The organism is Rhizobium sp. BT04 (genome assembly GCF_030053135.1).
Taxonomy (GTDB): domain Bacteria; phylum Pseudomonadota; class Alphaproteobacteria; order Rhizobiales; family Rhizobiaceae; genus Rhizobium; species Rhizobium binxianense.
The window spans coordinates 170,444-186,298 of sequence record NZ_CP125648.1 but is presented as its reverse complement, the minus strand read 5'-3'; the positions used below and the strand labels follow the sequence as shown (position 1 = coordinate 186,298).

Annotated in this window: 15 protein-coding genes; 8 read left to right on the top strand and 7 right to left on the bottom strand. The window is 62.2% G+C overall.

What is annotated here, in order from left to right; genetic code table 11:
- Positions 1-196 precede the first annotated feature (196 nt).
- Entirely contained in the window at positions 197-1,039 is an 843-nt protein-coding gene (locus QMO82_RS02155) for a phosphoenolpyruvate hydrolase family protein (protein WP_183610077.1), read from the bottom strand.
- Positions 1,032-2,228: a Tm-1-like ATP-binding domain-containing protein gene (locus QMO82_RS02150; protein WP_183610078.1), complete on the bottom strand. Its 1,197-nt coding sequence runs from the start codon at positions 2,226-2,228 to the stop codon at positions 1,032-1,034. Before QMO82_RS02150 ends, QMO82_RS02155 begins: the two co-directional genes overlap by 8 nt.
- A 133-nt stretch (positions 2,229-2,361) precedes the next feature.
- Here QMO82_RS02150 and QMO82_RS02145 point away from each other — a divergent pair, with 133 nt between their 5' ends.
- The 7 genes from QMO82_RS02145 (at position 2,362) to yghU (ending at position 8,880) form a co-directional block, all read left to right on the top strand.
- On the top strand, positions 2,362-3,027 hold the full coding sequence (locus tag QMO82_RS02145) for a GntR family transcriptional regulator (RefSeq protein ID WP_183610079.1): 666 nt from the start codon (positions 2,362-2,364) through the stop codon (positions 3,025-3,027).
- Between the two features lie 94 nt (positions 3,028-3,121).
- Positions 3,122-4,375 carry an ABC transporter substrate-binding protein gene (locus tag QMO82_RS02140; RefSeq protein ID WP_183610080.1) on the top strand — a complete coding sequence of 418 codons (1,254 nt, stop codon included), beginning with the start codon at positions 3,122-3,124 and terminating at the stop codon, positions 4,373-4,375.
- Positions 4,375-5,382 carry a carbohydrate ABC transporter permease gene (locus tag QMO82_RS02135; protein WP_272784514.1) on the top strand — a complete coding sequence of 336 codons (1,008 nt, stop codon included), beginning with the start codon at positions 4,375-4,377 and terminating at the stop codon, positions 5,380-5,382. Before QMO82_RS02140 ends, QMO82_RS02135 begins: the two co-directional genes overlap by 1 nt.
- Positions 5,379-6,206: a carbohydrate ABC transporter permease gene (locus tag QMO82_RS02130; protein ID WP_183610081.1), complete on the top strand. Its 828-nt coding sequence runs from the start codon at positions 5,379-5,381 to the stop codon at positions 6,204-6,206. Before QMO82_RS02135 ends, QMO82_RS02130 begins: the two co-directional genes overlap by 4 nt.
- Positions 6,207-6,208: 2 nt before the next feature.
- Positions 6,209-7,300, top strand: a complete 1,092-nt coding sequence (locus tag QMO82_RS02125; protein ID WP_183610082.1) for a Gfo/Idh/MocA family protein — start codon at positions 6,209-6,211, stop codon at positions 7,298-7,300.
- Positions 7,301-7,316: 16 nt separating this feature from the next.
- Positions 7,317-7,697, top strand: a complete 381-nt coding sequence (locus tag QMO82_RS02120; protein ID WP_183610083.1) for a cupin domain-containing protein — start codon at positions 7,317-7,319, stop codon at positions 7,695-7,697.
- Between the two features lie 304 nt (positions 7,698-8,001).
- Positions 8,002-8,880 carry a glutathione-dependent disulfide-bond oxidoreductase gene (gene yghU, locus QMO82_RS02115; RefSeq protein WP_183610084.1) on the top strand — a complete coding sequence of 293 codons (879 nt, stop codon included), beginning with the start codon at positions 8,002-8,004 and terminating at the stop codon, positions 8,878-8,880.
- 84 nt (positions 8,881-8,964) lie between these two features.
- On the opposite strand, the gene QMO82_RS02110 is transcribed toward yghU, so the two are convergent.
- From QMO82_RS02110 to QMO82_RS02090, 5 genes are read right to left on the bottom strand one after another with little or no spacing between them, the layout of a single operon-like run.
- Positions 8,965-10,479, bottom strand: coding sequence for an ABC transporter substrate-binding protein (locus QMO82_RS02110; protein ID WP_183610085.1), 1,515 nt, complete (start codon positions 10,477-10,479; stop codon positions 8,965-8,967).
- Positions 10,480-10,498: 19 nt separating this feature from the next.
- Positions 10,499-12,205, bottom strand: coding sequence for an ABC transporter ATP-binding protein (locus QMO82_RS02105; RefSeq protein WP_183610086.1), 1,707 nt, complete (start codon positions 12,203-12,205; stop codon positions 10,499-10,501).
- Complete coding sequence (locus QMO82_RS02100) at positions 12,202-13,050, bottom strand: ABC transporter permease (protein ID WP_183610087.1); 849 nt, start codon at positions 13,048-13,050, stop codon at positions 12,202-12,204. The genes QMO82_RS02105 and QMO82_RS02100 overlap by 4 nt, the downstream gene beginning before the upstream one ends.
- Entirely contained in the window at positions 13,047-13,985 is a 939-nt protein-coding gene (locus QMO82_RS02095; RefSeq protein ID WP_183610088.1) for an ABC transporter permease, read from the bottom strand. The genes QMO82_RS02100 and QMO82_RS02095 overlap by 4 nt, the downstream gene beginning before the upstream one ends.
- A gap of 51 nt (positions 13,986-14,036) precedes the next feature.
- Positions 14,037-14,927, bottom strand: coding sequence for a proline iminopeptidase-family hydrolase (locus QMO82_RS02090; RefSeq protein ID WP_183610089.1), 891 nt, complete (start codon positions 14,925-14,927; stop codon positions 14,037-14,039).
- A 128-nt stretch (positions 14,928-15,055) separates the two neighbouring features.
- Here QMO82_RS02090 and QMO82_RS02085 point away from each other — a divergent pair, with 128 nt between their 5' ends.
- On the top strand, positions 15,056-15,853 hold the full coding sequence (locus QMO82_RS02085; protein WP_183610090.1) for a LuxR family transcriptional regulator: 798 nt from the start codon (positions 15,056-15,058) through the stop codon (positions 15,851-15,853).
- The last annotated feature ends 2 nt before the right edge of the window (positions 15,854-15,855 follow it).

Genomic DNA, 15,855 nt, shown 5'->3' with positions numbered 1-15,855 from the left:
CGGCCATCTCTTCCGGAGAGCCTCGGGGCGGATCGTCGCAGTTGACGGCATGCCATCGGCAATAGCTTTCACGGGATGTCGTCAATCATCGAGGTTCACATGCCGAATATTGCGACTGGTCATGCCATAGCCTTCGCAGCTGCCGGCACCCACGTCAGAGACCCCAGCGGCTGGCCGCGGCCGGCCCAAGCGGCGCCTATATCTTCGCGAAGTCCTCGACCTGCACCCTGATCGCGACCTCGGTCGGCAAGCGCTCCATCGAACTTGCGCCATAGAAGCCGTTGCAGTCCTTGCAGCGGGCGAGCACATAGGCGGCATCCGCGGGCATGGCGATCGGCCCGCCATGGCAGAGCACGATGACGTCGTCGCGCACGGACCGTGCGGCATCCGACCATGCGTTGATCTTCTCCACGCATCCGTCGCGTGTCAGCGCCGTTTCGGCACCGATCGCGCCGCCCGTCGTCAAGCCGAGATGGCAGACGACGATATCTGCGCCGGCCTTGGTCATGGCAATCGCGTCCTCAGCGCTGAAGACGTAAGGGGTCGTCAACATGTCCTTGGCGTTGGCGCGAGCGATGATGTCGATTTCCAGATCGAAACCCATGCCCGTCTCTTCGAGATTGGCGCGGAAGGTGCCGTCGATCAAGCCGACTGTCGGGAAGTTCTGGATGCCGGCAAACCCCATAGCCTTCAGTTCGTCGAGGAAGTGATCGGGCAGCATGAAAGGATCGGTACCGTTGACGCCGGCAAGCACCGGCGTGTGGCGCACGACCGGCAGGACTTCGCGGCCCATCTCCTTGACGATCTCGTTGGCATTGCCATAGGCCAGCAGGCCGGCAAGCGAACCGCGCCCGGCCATGCGGTAGCGGCCGGAATTATAGATCACGATCAGATCGATGCCGCCTGATTCCTCGCTCTTGGCGGAAAGGCCGGTGCCGGCACCGCCGCCGATGATCGGCCGGCCCTCGGCGATCTTGCGGCGAAGCTTGCTCAGAATGTCGTTTCTATCGATGCGGGTCAAAACTCTCTCCTCAGGCATGGATGTCTTGGAAGCCGGCAACGAGTGCCGCGGCAAATTCCGGACTGTTAATGTGGGCGTCCATCTCGATAAGACGCCTGTTCGGCGCGTCGTTCCAGCCGGCGCGGATGGTTGAGAACAGCGCCTCGTCAGCTTCGGGATCATGGAATGGCTGACCGGCAGCGTCGATGGCCGATACGCCCTGAAGCGGCAACAGGAAGCGGACCGGACCCTGCATCCGGTTGAGCCGCTCGACGATGAAAGCGCCGATCCTGCGGTTTTCCTCCGGGGTGGTGCGCATCAGGGTCACCTGTGCGTTGTGGACGTGAAGCCTGCGGTCGCGGAACGGCGCCGGCACGGTGTCCCGCGCGCCGAAATTCACCATATCGACGGCGCCGACCGAGCCGACATAGGGAAGGCCGGTGCGGATGATGGCGCCGAAGCGATCCTCGGTCGCCGGAAAGACGCCGCCGACAAGGAGATCGGGAACCTCGGTCGTCGTCACATCGATCACGCCCTGCAGCAGGCCTGAATCGGCAAGCTTCTCCATCGATTGGCCACCGACGCCCGTCGCATGGAAGACGTAGATTTCATGCGTCTTGCCGAGCATTTCGCGGAGCTGGGTGACGCAAGCGGTGGTAACGCCGAACATGGTCACGCCGATACCCGGCCGGTCATCGCTGGAGGCGCGGATGGGGTTGCGGGCCATGCCGGCCGCGGCATTTGCCGCATTGCCGATTACCTTGCGCGAGATCGCGTTCAAGCCGGCGATATCGACGACCGAATACATCATGGTCAGATCATTCGGGCCGACATAGGGTGCCACATTGCCCGAGGCGACCGTCGAGACCATCAGTTTCGGCAGGCCGATTGGAAGTGTCCGCATCGCCTCGGTGACCAGCGCAGTATTGCCGGTGCCGCCGAGGCCAAGGACGGCGCCGATATCGTTGCGTGATTTCAAGAAGCCCGTCAGTGCCTTGGCCATGGCCGAAACCGCAGTGCCCCGGTCGACCTGCCCGAGCACGGCCGCGGCACCATCCGGATGAAGTGCGGCGACGTCGCACGCCGGGATATCGGCGCCGGTACCCTCGCCAAACGTGCCGACATCGACCAGCACGGCCTCGGCTCCGGCCGAAAGAACCACCTCCCGGGCGTAGTTCAGTTCAGCGCCCTTGGTGTCGCAGGTGCCGACAATATAGACCTTTGCCATTGGTTTTCCTCCCCTTTTTTGATCCAGCTCCCGCTGACTTCCAACAAAATTCCCCGCTTTGTATTTTCCATATTGTATATTCTTTCGTATATTGCATACTTAAGTCACGAATGCCAGACCGGAAATGGAGACCATGAACGCACCGCGCCACCTCACCCTTCGCGAGCGGATTTACGAGGAAATCGTTCGCCTGATCGTCTCCGGCGAGCTGCCGAGCGGCGTCTCGATCGACGAAAAGGAATTGACGGAACGCCTGCAGGTCAGCCGCACGCCATTCCGCGAGGCGATCGGCACGCTTGCCAAGGAAGGGCTGATCGAGATCAAGCCTTATCGCGGCTTCTTCGTGCGCAGCTTCACGCCGAAGGAGATCGACGATCTCTACGAGCTGCGCAAGACGCTCGAATGCTTCGCCGTCGAACTCGCCGTTCCGCAGATGAGCGACCGGCATATCGCCGGCTTCGAGCGCATCCTCGATGAGGCTGTGGCGGCGCTGCGCCGCGGCGATATGGAAACCTACGGCATTCGCGACAAGGAGTTTCACGAGACCATCGCCGAGCTTTCGGGAAGCGCGCCGCTGATTGAAACGCTGGCGCGGCTCGCGCTGCAGATCCAGATCTGCCGCTCGATCGCCAATGAGAGCCGCGATCTGGCCGAAAGGGCAGCAGAAGAACGCGATCAGATCCTGCAGGCTTTCAGGGCGCGCGATATCCCGCGCGCAAAGGCGCTGATGCACGCGCATATCAGCGATGTCCAGCAGGCCATCATGGCGCGGTTTCAGAAGGGGAATCCGCCGCGTTAACCGAATGGAACGCCAGGTGGAATGGAGGAGAGGGAGGTCTCCTTTTCAACAATCGAAAAACGTGGCCGTGGAGCGGCCCCAAGAGGAGGGAGCAATGCTGAAATTTCTTGCCCGCAGCACGGCACTAGTGGCGATGATCGCTGCAAGTTCACTGGCGCATGCCGAAACCCTGAAAATGTGGGGTCCGGAACAGATCACCGAGCCGCTGGTCGCGCAGCTGTGGAACGGCATCAAGGCCGATTTCGAAAAGGCCAATCCTGGCGTGACCGTCGAATTCATGCCGCCGACCGGGACGATCAGCAACGGTGCGGTGCAGGCGGCCATCCAGTCGGATGCCGGCCCGGATGTCATCCTCACCAACTCCGGCATCGGCCGCATCAGCGTCGTCAGGAATGCCAAGCAGGTCATGCCGCTCACCGAGCAATATGAAAAGCGCGGCTGGAAGGACGAGATCTACCCCTGGCTCTACACGGAGCTGAAGGGCCAGTTCGGCGGCGAGATCTACGAGGTTCCCGATGGCCTCGATGCGCTCGGCATCTGGTATCACAAGGATATTTTCGAAAAGGCCGGCTGGAAGATCCCGGCGACCTGGACCGAGTTCGAAGCACTGATGAAATCGATCGGTGAGACCGGTCTGCAGCCGATCGCCATCGGTCCGCGCACCACCGGCAGCGCCGGCCACCTCTTCGGTAACCTGCTGCAATCGGCGAGCGGCAAGGAGGTGATGGGCAAGGCGCTGCGCCGCGAGATTGCCTGGGACGATCCTTCGGTCGCCGCCGGCGCCATCCGGCTGCAGAGGCTGGTCGAGGCGGGCTACATCAAGAAGGAAATGGCCGGCCTCGATCTCGATGGCGCCTCCCGCCTCTGGTTCAACAAGCGCGCGGCGATGTTCGTTGCCGGCCCATGGTTCACCGCTAATGCCCGCAAGGCCGGCTATGACCTTGCCAACGCCGGTTACGCGCCCATGCCTTCCGACATCAAGGGTGCGGCGATACCGACCGGCGGTATCGGCTGGAGCTGGCTGGTGCCGGTCAACTCCAGGCAGCCGGAACTCGCGATGAAATGGATCGACTTCATGCTGTCGGATGCGGTTATGAAGAAGCGCGCGCAGGACCCGGCAAGCACGATGATCTATCCACGCGACATCCCCGGCGTCGAGCCGCCGACACCCGTGCTGAAGGATATCTTCGCGGCTGCCGCCGGCGGCGTCGGCTACAATCCGAGCGTCTATCTGCCCGGCACCGTGCTTGACACCTACTTCCAGGTCATCCAGGGCCTGATCTCCGGCCAGGTCGGCGGCGAGGATGGCATGAAGCAGATCCAGGCGAAGATGGCAGAGGCGAGATAGTGGTCATTCGCCAAACGCCCGGAAGCAAGGTCGTGGCTCCTCTCAGGGATGCGCCTGCCGTGGCGGGACATACGGGCGGCATATCAACCCGTATGTCCGAACGCCGGACGGCCAGGGCCGTCTCAACTGACGGCTCATCCGATGGCGATGCCCGCACCGCATTGTGGCTGATGGCGCCGGCGCTCGTTCTTTATGCCGTCTTCACCCTGCTGCCGATCGCCGCCACCTTCTGGTTGAGCTTCAACAGCTCCGCGGGCTTCAATACCTCCGCCAGTTTCGTCGGCTTCGACAACTATGCCAAAGCTGCACACGATCCGATCGTCTGGAAGAGCCTCGTTCATACCTTCCTCTGGCTGGCCTATCATGTGGTGATGGCAGGCGGGCTCGGCCTGCTGCTGGCGCTTGCCGTCAGCAGGCTGCGGATCACCCAGGTCTTCTTCCGCACCGCCTTCTTCCTGCCGCATCTGGTGTCGCTGGCGGTGGTCGGCGTCATCTGGGCGAATATCTACGATCCCTTTTTCGGCCTGCTGAATACGGCCCTGACGCGGGTCGGGCTCGACGCCTTCACGCAAGGCTGGCTTTCCGACCCAGCTTTGGTGCTCTTTTCCGTCAATGTCGCAAGCTCGTGGCAGGGCTTCGGCCTTTACATGCTGCTGTTCATCGCCGGCCTGCAGAACATCGACCGCTCGCTCTACGACGCGGCGGAAGTGGACGGCGCCAACGCCTTCCAGAAACTGATCTACGTGACGCTGCCGGGGCTTCGCGAGGTAACGACCTTCGTCGTCTCGCTGGCGATGATCAACGGGCTGAAGGGTTTCGCCACGGTCTTCGTCATGACCAATGGCGGGCCGTTCTACCAGAGCGAGTTGATCACTACCTACATCTACCGGCTTGCCTTCCAGTCCCAAGATCACGGGCTTGCGGCGGTGCTCTGCATCCTGCTCAGCCTGCTTGCGATCACCATCACTATCGTCTTCAACCGCTGGCGCGCGAGGCTTTCGCAATGAGCGTCCGTAGTCGCGAATGGCCGATGGCACTGGCCCTGACCCCGGCGCTGATCCTGATCCTCGCCCCCTTCGTCTGGCTGGTGGTCTCGAGTTTCAAGACCGAGGCCGAGATTGGCCAGGCCGATCCCTTTACCTGGCCTGCCGACCTGATGTGGCGGAACTATCTGGATGCATGGCAGATCGGCGGGTTCGGCGAACTCGTCGGCAACAGCCTCATCAATCTCATCGGCGTCGTCGTCCTGTCGCTGATCACCTGTGCACCTGCCGGCTATGCCCTTGCCAAGATCCGTTTTCCCGGCCGGGAATGGCTGTTCTACGCCTTCATCCTCGGCCTCACCGTGCCGGTCCAGGCAATCGTCATCCCGCTCTACCAGGTGCTTTTCGGCCTGAACCTCGTCAACACGCTTGCTGGCATCGTCCTGGTGCAGGTGAGCAACGGCATTCCCTTCGGCATATTCCTGATGCGGAGCTTCTTCATCGGCGTGCCTGATGATCTGATCGAGGCCGCCAAGATCGACGGTGCCTCGCATTTCCAGATCCTCACCAAGGTCTTCTTGCCGATCTCCACGCCGGCGGTGCAGGCGCTCGTCATCATCAGCGCGCTCTCCACCTGGAATGATTTCTTCCTGCCGCTGATCGTGCTGATCAGTCCCGAGGTACAGACGCTGCCGCTCGGGCTCGTCCGTTTCGCCAGCACCTATGCTTCCGATTACCGCCTGGTCTTTTCGGGAACCGTCATTTCATTCCTGCCGATCATTCTTCTCTTCATCCTGATGCAGCGCCGCTTCACCGAGGGGCTGACGCAGGGAGCAATCAAGGGCTGACCATGTCGCATCATGTCCAGCGGGAAATCCGCTACAATTTCGAATTCGACCACCGCATAAAGGCCTGCTTCATCGGCGCCGGCGGCCATGCCTATCGCAATGTCTATCCGGCGCTGCGTTACGCGCCGGTCGAGCTTGCCGGCATCTGCGATCTCGATCTCGGCCGCGCCGAGAAATTCGCCAAACTTTTCGGCGCCGGAAAAGCCTATAACGATCACCACGAAATGCTCGCGCGGGAAAAGCCGGACCTGGTCTTTCTCGTCACCGCCTATCATCCTGACGGCCGGGTGCAGGCAACCGATCTGGCGCTCGACGCGCTGGCGGCGGGCGCTCACGTCTGGATGGAGAAGCCGACGGCGGCAAGCCTTGCGGACATCGAAAGGCTGCAGGCGGCCAGTGCGGCGGCCGGCCGCATGGTGATGACCGGCCTCAAGAAGACCTTCTTCCCCACAATCGAGAAGCTCAAGGATCTGATCGGCTCGCCCGGTTTCGGCCGGCTGACCTCGATCAATGTCCGCTATCCCCAGAGCCTGCCGAGCCCCGAAGACCGCGCCAATCTCGTCAAGATGCAGAGCTTCCTCGACCATATCTATCATCCGGGCGCGATCCTCAACTTCCTCGGGGGCGAGATCGAACGCGCTGGTTATGAGTGGGAAGCGTTGACGGGCGCGACCATTACCAGCCTGCGCTTCCGCTCCGGGGCGATCGGCACGCTGCACCTTGCTGCCGGCCAGTCCGGCGGCAGCATCTTCGAGCGGGTCGAGATTATCGGCGAAGGCGCCAATGCCATCGTCGAAAACGGCAGCCGGCTGACTTACTTCCGCAAGGCCGACCTGCCGTCCTATGGCCGCGCCGCAAGCTTCATCCAGCCGGACGAGAATGCGGCGCTGTTCTACGAGCCGGAGCATTCGCTCGGCCAGCTCTACAACAACAACCTGTTTTATCTCGGTTATGTGCCCGAAATCCTGCATCTGACGGATGCGATCCTCTCCGGCACGCCGATATCAAGGGGCACGCTCGAAATCGCCCTCGAGATCATGAAGCTCTTCGAATTTTACAGACGCGCGGATGCCGGCGTCACCACCAATCTCTGACAGGGGAGGGACAGCCTTGACCGATACCGATATCATTTTCAGGAAAGCCGGCGGCGAATTCATGCCGACCTCCTGGGGCGAACTCAACTGGAAGATCACCGGCGACGGCACGCCCGGCGCCGAGATGACCTTCGGCACCTGCCGTATCAATCCCGGCGAGCGCAACCAGCTGCATTCGCATCCGGATTGCGAGGAAATCCTCTACGTCGTTTCCGGCCATTGCGAGCACAAGCTCGGCGACGCGCTTTACCGGCTCGAAGCTGGCGACGCGATCCGAATACCCCGCAATATCAGGCACTGGGCGCGTGCGCTCGGCACCGAACCGCTCTTCGCCCTGATCATGTTCTCCTCCGGCACCAGGACGGCGGTCAATCATGAGGGCGAGGGCGCGGCCTGAGACGACGATAACTGATGGGAGGGAACTATCATGGCGTCAGCGCATTGCGGTCAAGCCGGGCGACACGATCCGCTTCACCTTGCGCGCCGCCGGCGAACATCTGTTTTCAGCGGCGACAGGCAGGCGTCTTCCCATGGCGGATACCTGAAGCGACCGTTTTCTTCAGCTTTGCCAAGGTTCTGACGATTGCGTGAAACCGCGCCGACACCTGTGACAAAACCTCATCGCCTCTGCTATGTCAGGAAAAATGCGGCAACCCCAACCTGCGCCGCACTCTGTCTGACCAATCCCAGGAGTTTGAAAGATGAGCGGTTCTCCCGATTATACACCCCCGAAGGTCTGGACCTGGAACAAGGCGAATGGCGGCCAGTTCGCCAGCATCAACCGCCCGATCGCGGGACCGACGCATGACAAGGAGCTTCCGATCGGCCGCCATCCGCTGCAGCTCTATTCGCTCGGCACCCCGAACGGCCAGAAGGTCACGATCATGCTCGAGGAGCTGCTGGCGCTCGGCCATAGCGGTGCCGAATACGACGCCTGGCTGATCAGGATCGGCGATGGCGACCAGTTCGGCAGCGGCTTCGTCGCGGTCAATCCCAACTCCAAGATCCCGGCGCTGATGGACCGCAGCGGTCCGAAGCCGATCCGCGTTTTCGAATCCGGCGCCATCCTGACCTATCTCGCCGAGAAGTTCGGCGCCTTCCTGCCGACTGAGCCGGCCGACCGCGCCGAATGCCTGTCCTGGCTGTTCTGGCAGATGGGAAGCGCCCCCTATCTCGGCGGCGGCTTCGGCCATTTCTACGCCTATGCGCCCGTCAAGATCGAATATGCGATCGACCGCTTCGCCATGGAGGTGAAGCGTCAGCTCGACGTGCTCGATCGTCGCCTTGCCGAAAGCGAGTATCTGGCAGGCAGCGACTATACGATCGCCGATATTGCCGTCTGGCCCTGGTATGGCGGATTGGTGAAGGGCTGGACCTACGGCGCGGCCGAGTTTCTGCAGGTCGTGGACTATAAGAACGTGCTGCGCTGGGCCGACGCCATTCACAACAGGCCGGCCGTGCAACGCGGCCGGATGGTCAACCGCCTCTCCGGCGAGCCCTCGAGCCAGTTGCACGAGCGCCACGACGCCAGCGACTTCGACACCAGGACGCAGGACAAGCTCGCGGCCGCCGCCGAGTAAGTAGGCTGTATCAGTCACTTGCCGCGGCAATGAATGAGGCTCCACCGCCGTGAGGGCGGCGGAGCATTTGCATGCTGCCCGAACTCAGTTCTTGACCGTATCTTCCAGGAAGAAGCGGCCGAGCGGGTTCTGGTAGAAGTTCTCGATATTCTTGCGTGAGACGTTGATATAGGGGCTGTAATAGAGGTCGATCCAGTTGACGTCGTCCTTGGCCATCTTCTGCAGATCGACATACATCTGTTCGCGCTTCTTCGGGTCGAGCTCGAGACGCGCCTTGGCGACCAGTTCCTTCACTGCCTCGCTCTTGTAATTGGTCGAGTAGTTGTTGTTGGAATCGTGGCCGAGGACGAAGGTGGTCTTCTGGTCCGGATCGAGAATGTCGTTGGTCCAGTAGTTGACCGAGACGTCGTAGTCGCCGGCAACGATCATGTCCCATTCCTGGCTCGGATCGACCTTCTGCAGATTGGCGGTGATGCCGGCCTTCTGCAGCTGCTGCTGAACCAGCACGGCCGTCTGTTCGTCGACTTCGTCGCCGGCGCGCACCAGATAGTTCAGCGTCAGGTCGGAAGCGCCGGCAGCCGCCAGCAACTCTTTCGCCTTCGCTGGATCATAAGGCCGCTGCAGATTGTCGGCATAATAATAGAGCGCGCCCTTCGGAATGTAGGAATTGGCGACCGTGCCCTGGCCGAAGGTGACGGTATCGACGATCGCCGTCTTGTCGATCGCAAGGTCCAGCGCCTGGCGGACTTCCTTCTTGCCGAGCGCGCCATGCGCGTGGTTGATCAGCAGATGATCCTCGCGGGTCGAGGCATCGATATCGACATTGAGGTTCGGATCCTTCTTCAGCTCCTCGACGCGGGAGAAGGGCACGAAGAGCGCCGCATCCAGCTCGCCCGCCTGGACGTTCAGCATGCGGGTGTTGTCGTCGGGCACCGAGATCCACTCGACCCCATCGAGCTTGACGCGGTCGGCCTGCCAGAAGTTCGGGTTCTTCTTGAGAATAACGCGGTCGCCGCGCCGCCATTCGTCGATCACGAAGGCGCCGGATGCGATCGGCTTCTCCCCATAGGCATCGGCGCCCAGCGTTTCCATGCCCTTCTTGGAGATAACCGAGGCATTGGGCAGCGCCAGCGTCGAAAGGAACGGCGCCGACTGGTTCTTGAGCTTGATCGTCAGCGTGTGCGCGTCGGTCGCCACCGCCGTGTCGATCACCTTGTAGGAATCGCTCCAGAGCGAGGCAGGGTCGTCCCGGATGCGCAACAGGCTGTAGGCGGCATCCTCCGCCGTCAGCGGCGAACCGTCGGAGAATTTCGTGTCACGGATCTTCAAGGTGTAGGTCAGTCCGTCATCCGAAGTGGTCCAGCTTTCGGCAAGGCCCGGCTCCAGTTTCGTGCCTGTCTTGTCGACGCGGATCAGCACGTCGTAGACGTTGGAGAATACCCAGTTGTCGATGTTCTGCGCCGTCTTGATCGGATCGAATGTCGTCGAATCCTCACGGCGGCCGATGGTGAGCACACCGGCGGCCTCGGCATAGCTTGCGCTGAGCGTCAGGCCGGCGAGCAGGGCTGCGAGCCCGATTGATTTCCACCTGTTTGTCATGAATTCGTTCCCTTCGTTGTTATGGCATGCGTTTGATGGACTGGATCGGTATCGATTGCGGATCGTCCTTGCCACCCGCGCCTTGCAGCGGCTTATCAGGATCGATGTCGGGAATGGCGGCGATCAGCGCCGCCGTATAAGGATGCTTCGGCCGCGCAAAGACCTCCTCCGAGCGACCTTCCTCGACGATCTCGCCGCGATACATCACGACCACGCGTTCGCAGAGATTGCGCACGATTGCGAGGTCATGGGCGATGAAGATCAGCGTGAGGTTCATCTTCGCCGTGAGCTCGCGGAAGAGCTCGATGATCTGCGCCTGGATGGTGACGTCGAGGGCGGCCACGCATTCGTCGGCGATGATCATCTTCGGATCGACGGCGAGCGCACGGGCGATGCCGGCGCGCTGGCACTGGCCGCCGCTCATGCTGCGCGGTTTGCGGCCAACGAATTCGCGTTCGAGGCCGACGAGGTCGAGTAGTTCGCCGATCCGGGCCGGAATATCGGCCTTGGCGACCTTGCCCTGCACCTTCAGCACCTCGGCCAGCATCTGCCCGATCGTCAGCCGCGGATTGAGCGCATTGTAGGGGTCCTGGAACACCATTGCCGTCTCGCGCCTGAGCTTTGCCAGGCCGGCGCTTCTCTGCAGCGCCAAATCGACACCGTCGAAGGTGACGTGACCTGAGGAAAGCGGCGTGAGACCGAGCACGGCGCGGGCAAGCGTGCTCTTGCCGCTGCCGGATTCGCCGACGATGCCGACCGTCTCGCCCGGCATGATCTGCAGGCTGACGCCGGCAACGGCGCTGACCGTCTTGGCACCGCCCTTGAGCAGGGCGCCGCCGGCCCTGAAGCGCACGTGGAGATCGTCGATTTCGAGCAATGGTCTCGCCGGCTGCCCGGCCTCGGCAATTGCGGGCAGCGGCACTGATGTCTCGCCCGGCAGGGAAGGGTGGCTGTCGATCAGATTGATCGTATAGGGATGCTGCGGCCGCGCCAGGATCGTCCGCTTCGGCCCCTCTTCGATCAGCTTGCCGCCGCGCAGCACGGCGATGCGGTCGCAGGTCTGGGCGACGATGCCGAGATCGTGGGTGATCAGAATGATCGACAGGCCGCGCCGGTCGCGAATGTCGATCAACAGCCGCAGGATCTGAGCCTGGATGGTCACGTCGAGCGCCGTGGTCGGCTCGTCGGCGATTAGGATCTTCGGATTGCAGGACAGCGCCACGCCGATCATCGCCCGCTGCCGCATGCCGCCGGAAAATTCGTGCGGATAGCTGTCGTACTGGCGGGCGGGATCGGGAAAGCCGACCTGGGCCAGGATGTCCGTCGCCGCGGCGCGAGCCTCGCGGGCGCCGCGGCCCTGATGATAGCGAATGCCCTCGGCGATCTGGTCGCCGATCCGCATCACCGGGTCGAGATGGCTGGTCGGGTTCTGGAAGATCATGCCGATCTCGCCGCCGCGCACTTTCAGCATCTCGCCGTCGTCGATCCGCATGAGATCGCGCCCTTCGAGCAGCACGCTCCCGCTTTCGATCTTCAGCAGCGAGGAGGGCAGCAGGCGCACCAGCGAGCGGCAGAACAGGCTCTTGCCCGAGCCGCTCTCGCCGACGAGACCGAGGATCTCGCCCTTGCCGAGATCGAGCGACACCGCGTCGAGCAGCGTGCGCGGGCCGGAATCGACATGCGCCCTGACTGTGAGATCACGGACGGAGAGCACGGAGCCGCTCATTCGTGCACCCCGAGCAATTCGCCGAGCGCATCGCCCAGCATGCTGAAGCCGAAGGCGAGGCAGACGATGGAAAGGCCGGGAAACAGCGTGATCCACCAGGCCGTGGTGATGAAGCTCTGTCCTTCCGCGACCATGACGCCCCATTCGGCGATCGGCGGCTGGACGCCGAGACCGAGATAGCTGACGGCAGCGCCGCTGAGCAGCACCAGCGTCGCATCAGACATCGAAAAGACGATCGAACCGGCGATTGCGTTCGGCAGCAGGTGGCGAAACATGATGCGTCGGCGGCTGAAGCCGAGGCTGACGGCGGCAACGGCATAGTCGCTGCTTTTCAGCACCAGCATCTGCGCCCGGATCAGCCGCGCATAGGAAACCCAGCCGACCAGCGCCATGGCGATATAGAAGCTGCCGAGGCCCGGGCCGAGGATCGCGATGATCGACAGCATCAGCACCAGGAAGGGGAAGGCGAGGATGATATCGACGAGGCGCATGAACAACGCATCGACGATCCCGCCGAAGAAGCCGGCGATCGTGCCCACGATCGTGCCGATCAGGAAGGGAAAGATGACGCCGATCAGGGCCATCTGTAGGTCGAGGCGTGCCCCCCAGATGACGCGGGAGAGGATATCGCGGCCGAAATTGTCGGTGCCGAAGGGATGCAATAGCGAAGGCGCCTGCAGCCGCACCTCGGCATTCTGCATGATCGGATCGTAGGGCGCGATCATGGGCGCGCCGATCGCCAGCAGGACGAAGAACAGCAGCAAGCCGGCACCGACGGCAAGCATCAGCCGCCGGCCGAAGAACCGGCGCCAGCCGAGAGATGCGGGGGCAATCTCGACGCTCACAGCTTCACCCTCGGATCGACGGCGACGGTGACGATGTCGGCGATGAAGTTGATGAGCACGGTGGCGCAGGCAAAGACCATGGCGACACCCTGCACCACCATGTAATCGCGCGAAAAGATCGCCCTGACGAGCAATTGTCCCATGCCGGGCAGCGCAAAGACGCTCTCGACCACCACCGTGCCGCCGATCAGCCAGCCGATGTTGACGGCGAGCAGGTTGATGGTCGGCACCAGCGAATTCGGCAACACATGCCGCCAAAAGACGATACTTTCCGGCATGCCGCGGGCGCGAGCCGCCGTCGCGACATCCGATTTCAGCTGCTCGATCATCGCCGCCCGCAGGCTGCGCGTCAGCACGGTCGAGAGCGACAGCGCGACCGTCAGGCTCGGCAGCACCAGATGCGACAGCTTATCGCCGATCGTCGCGCCGTAGCCCGAAACCGGCAGCACGCCGAGATCGACGCTGAACAGGATGATCAGCATCAGCCCCAGCCAGAAGGGCGGAAAGCCGATGCCGAAGGTCGAGACGATGCGCACCGCATGGTCCGGCGCCCGGCCGGCATTGCGTGCGGCGATCGCCGCCATCGGCACTGCGATCAGCACCGACAGCATGACGCTGGAGATGACCAGCGTAAGCGTCGGCTCGATACGGGTGACGATCAGCTTCAGCACGTCGATCTTGTAGAGGATCGACTTGCCCATCTCGCCATTGGCGAGGTTCTTGAGGAAATAGACATATTGCAGCCACATCGGCTGATCGAGGCCGTACTGGGCGCGGATGCTGGCAAGGGCTGCCGGCGTCGCCCGCGTCCCGAGGATGTTGCGCGCCGGATCGCCGGGGATCAGCCGGACCAGAATGAAAGTGATGACGCTGATACCGAAGATGACGGGCAGGAACTGCAGCGGTCGCGTCAGAACGAATTTATAGCGATGCATGACGGCGGCCGCCCCTCTGTCTTCGTCCGATTTGAGCCGCTTTTGCTTGCATCAGGCTGCCTTGTGCCGGTCGAGAAAATCGAGAAGCGCCGGATAATAGTCCTGCGGGTTCTCATAGAACGGCATATGGCTGGCATTGGCAAATACCTTGAGCTCGGCATTCGGCAGCGCAAGCTTCATCCTCAGCGCACAGGCCGGCGTCAGCTCGTCATGCTCTCCCGTGGTAATCAGCACGGGCAGCGTCAGCCGCGGCAGATCCGGGATGCGGTTCCAGTCCTTCAGGTTGCCGATGTAAAGAAACTCGTTCGGGCCCTGCATCGTCGCGTAAGGCGCCATGTTCCAGTCGTCGAGCGAGCGGCGCACCGGCGCCGGCCATTCCGGCAGACGACAGACATGGCGGTAGTTGAGGATGGTGACGGCGGCGAGATATTCCGGGTGATCGTAGGTGCCTTGCGCCTCGTGCTTCTGCATCATCGACACGGTTTCGGGACCGAGCGCTGCGCGCAGCCGTTCCAGCTCCGAAATCAGATGCGGCATGTCGGCGACGGTATCCTCGAGAATCAGTGTTTTCAGGTTCTGAGCATAGGTCAGCGCATATTCGATCGCCAGCCACCCGCCCCAGGAATGGCCGAGCACGTGGACTTTGCCGAGACCCAGCGCCTTGCGCACCGTTTCCGTCTCCTCGACATAACGGCCGATCGTCCAGAGCGAGAGGTCGTCCGGCCGGTCGGAGGCGCCGGTTCCGAGCTGGTCGAAAGCGATGACGCGATATCCCTTGTCGACGAGACAGGAATGCGCCTCGCGCAGGTAATCGCAAGGCAGGCCCGGTCCGCCGTTCAGGCAGAAAACCGTCTCGCTGCCGGCTCCGAAGCTGTAGGCAACCACGCGATAGCCATCGACATCGATCTCGAATCGCTCGTCTGGCTGCATTTCACGCCACATTGATCGCTCCGGCAGAAGGTTTCACTTGCTCAATATTTGGGCGTGGTTAATTTTTTATCGTAAATCGCGTTCCGTGCCAGCTATAAGAAGTGATAGGGTAGGACACCACGCCGAAACCGGAGCAGCCCATGCTTGACGACATCGGAACGATCAGACGGCAGTTCACAGCGCATGAAACGCTGGACGGCCGGATCGACCAGGCCTTTGAGGCGATGAAGCAGATCGGCTTCGAGGCGCTGATTTACGATTATACGCCGGTGCCCTACGATCTCGACGGCGCGATCATGCTACCGTCGCTGCTGAAGCTCAGAAACATTTCCGACGACATGCACGACTATTGGTTCGACCGCGGCTATTTCCGCATCGATCCGGTCCAGCAGGTGGCGCTGCGCAGCACGGCGCCGTTCTTCTGGAACTACGACACCGATGCCGACACGCTGATCAAGCGCTTCATGAGCGACGACACCGCGCCGGTGGCGCGCTATCTGAACGAACGCGACATGTCGACCGGCGTCACTGTGCCGGTCCATATGCCGGGCGGCGACTATGCGACGGTCACCGGCATCCGCTTCGGCCGCAACAGCGATTTCCAACGGCATGCATTGCGCTATATCGCCGACTTCAATCTGCTGGCCCACGTCTTCCACGAGACGGCTTATTCACTTTTCGACAAGAAGGCGCGCAGCGTCGGCACGGTCCGCCTGACGGACCGGGAACGCGAGTGCCTGCGCCATTCCGCGGAAGGTTATTCTGCCAAGGAAATCTCCCGTATCATCGGCCGCTCGGTGCCGACCGTCGTCATGCATCTGAACGCCGCTTCAAAGAAACTCGGTGCGCGCAACCGCACCCAGGCCGTCGTGCGCGCTACCCATTACCGCCTGCTCGAGGACCGCCCGGCCGATAATGGGTCACCCTATAACTTGTGATA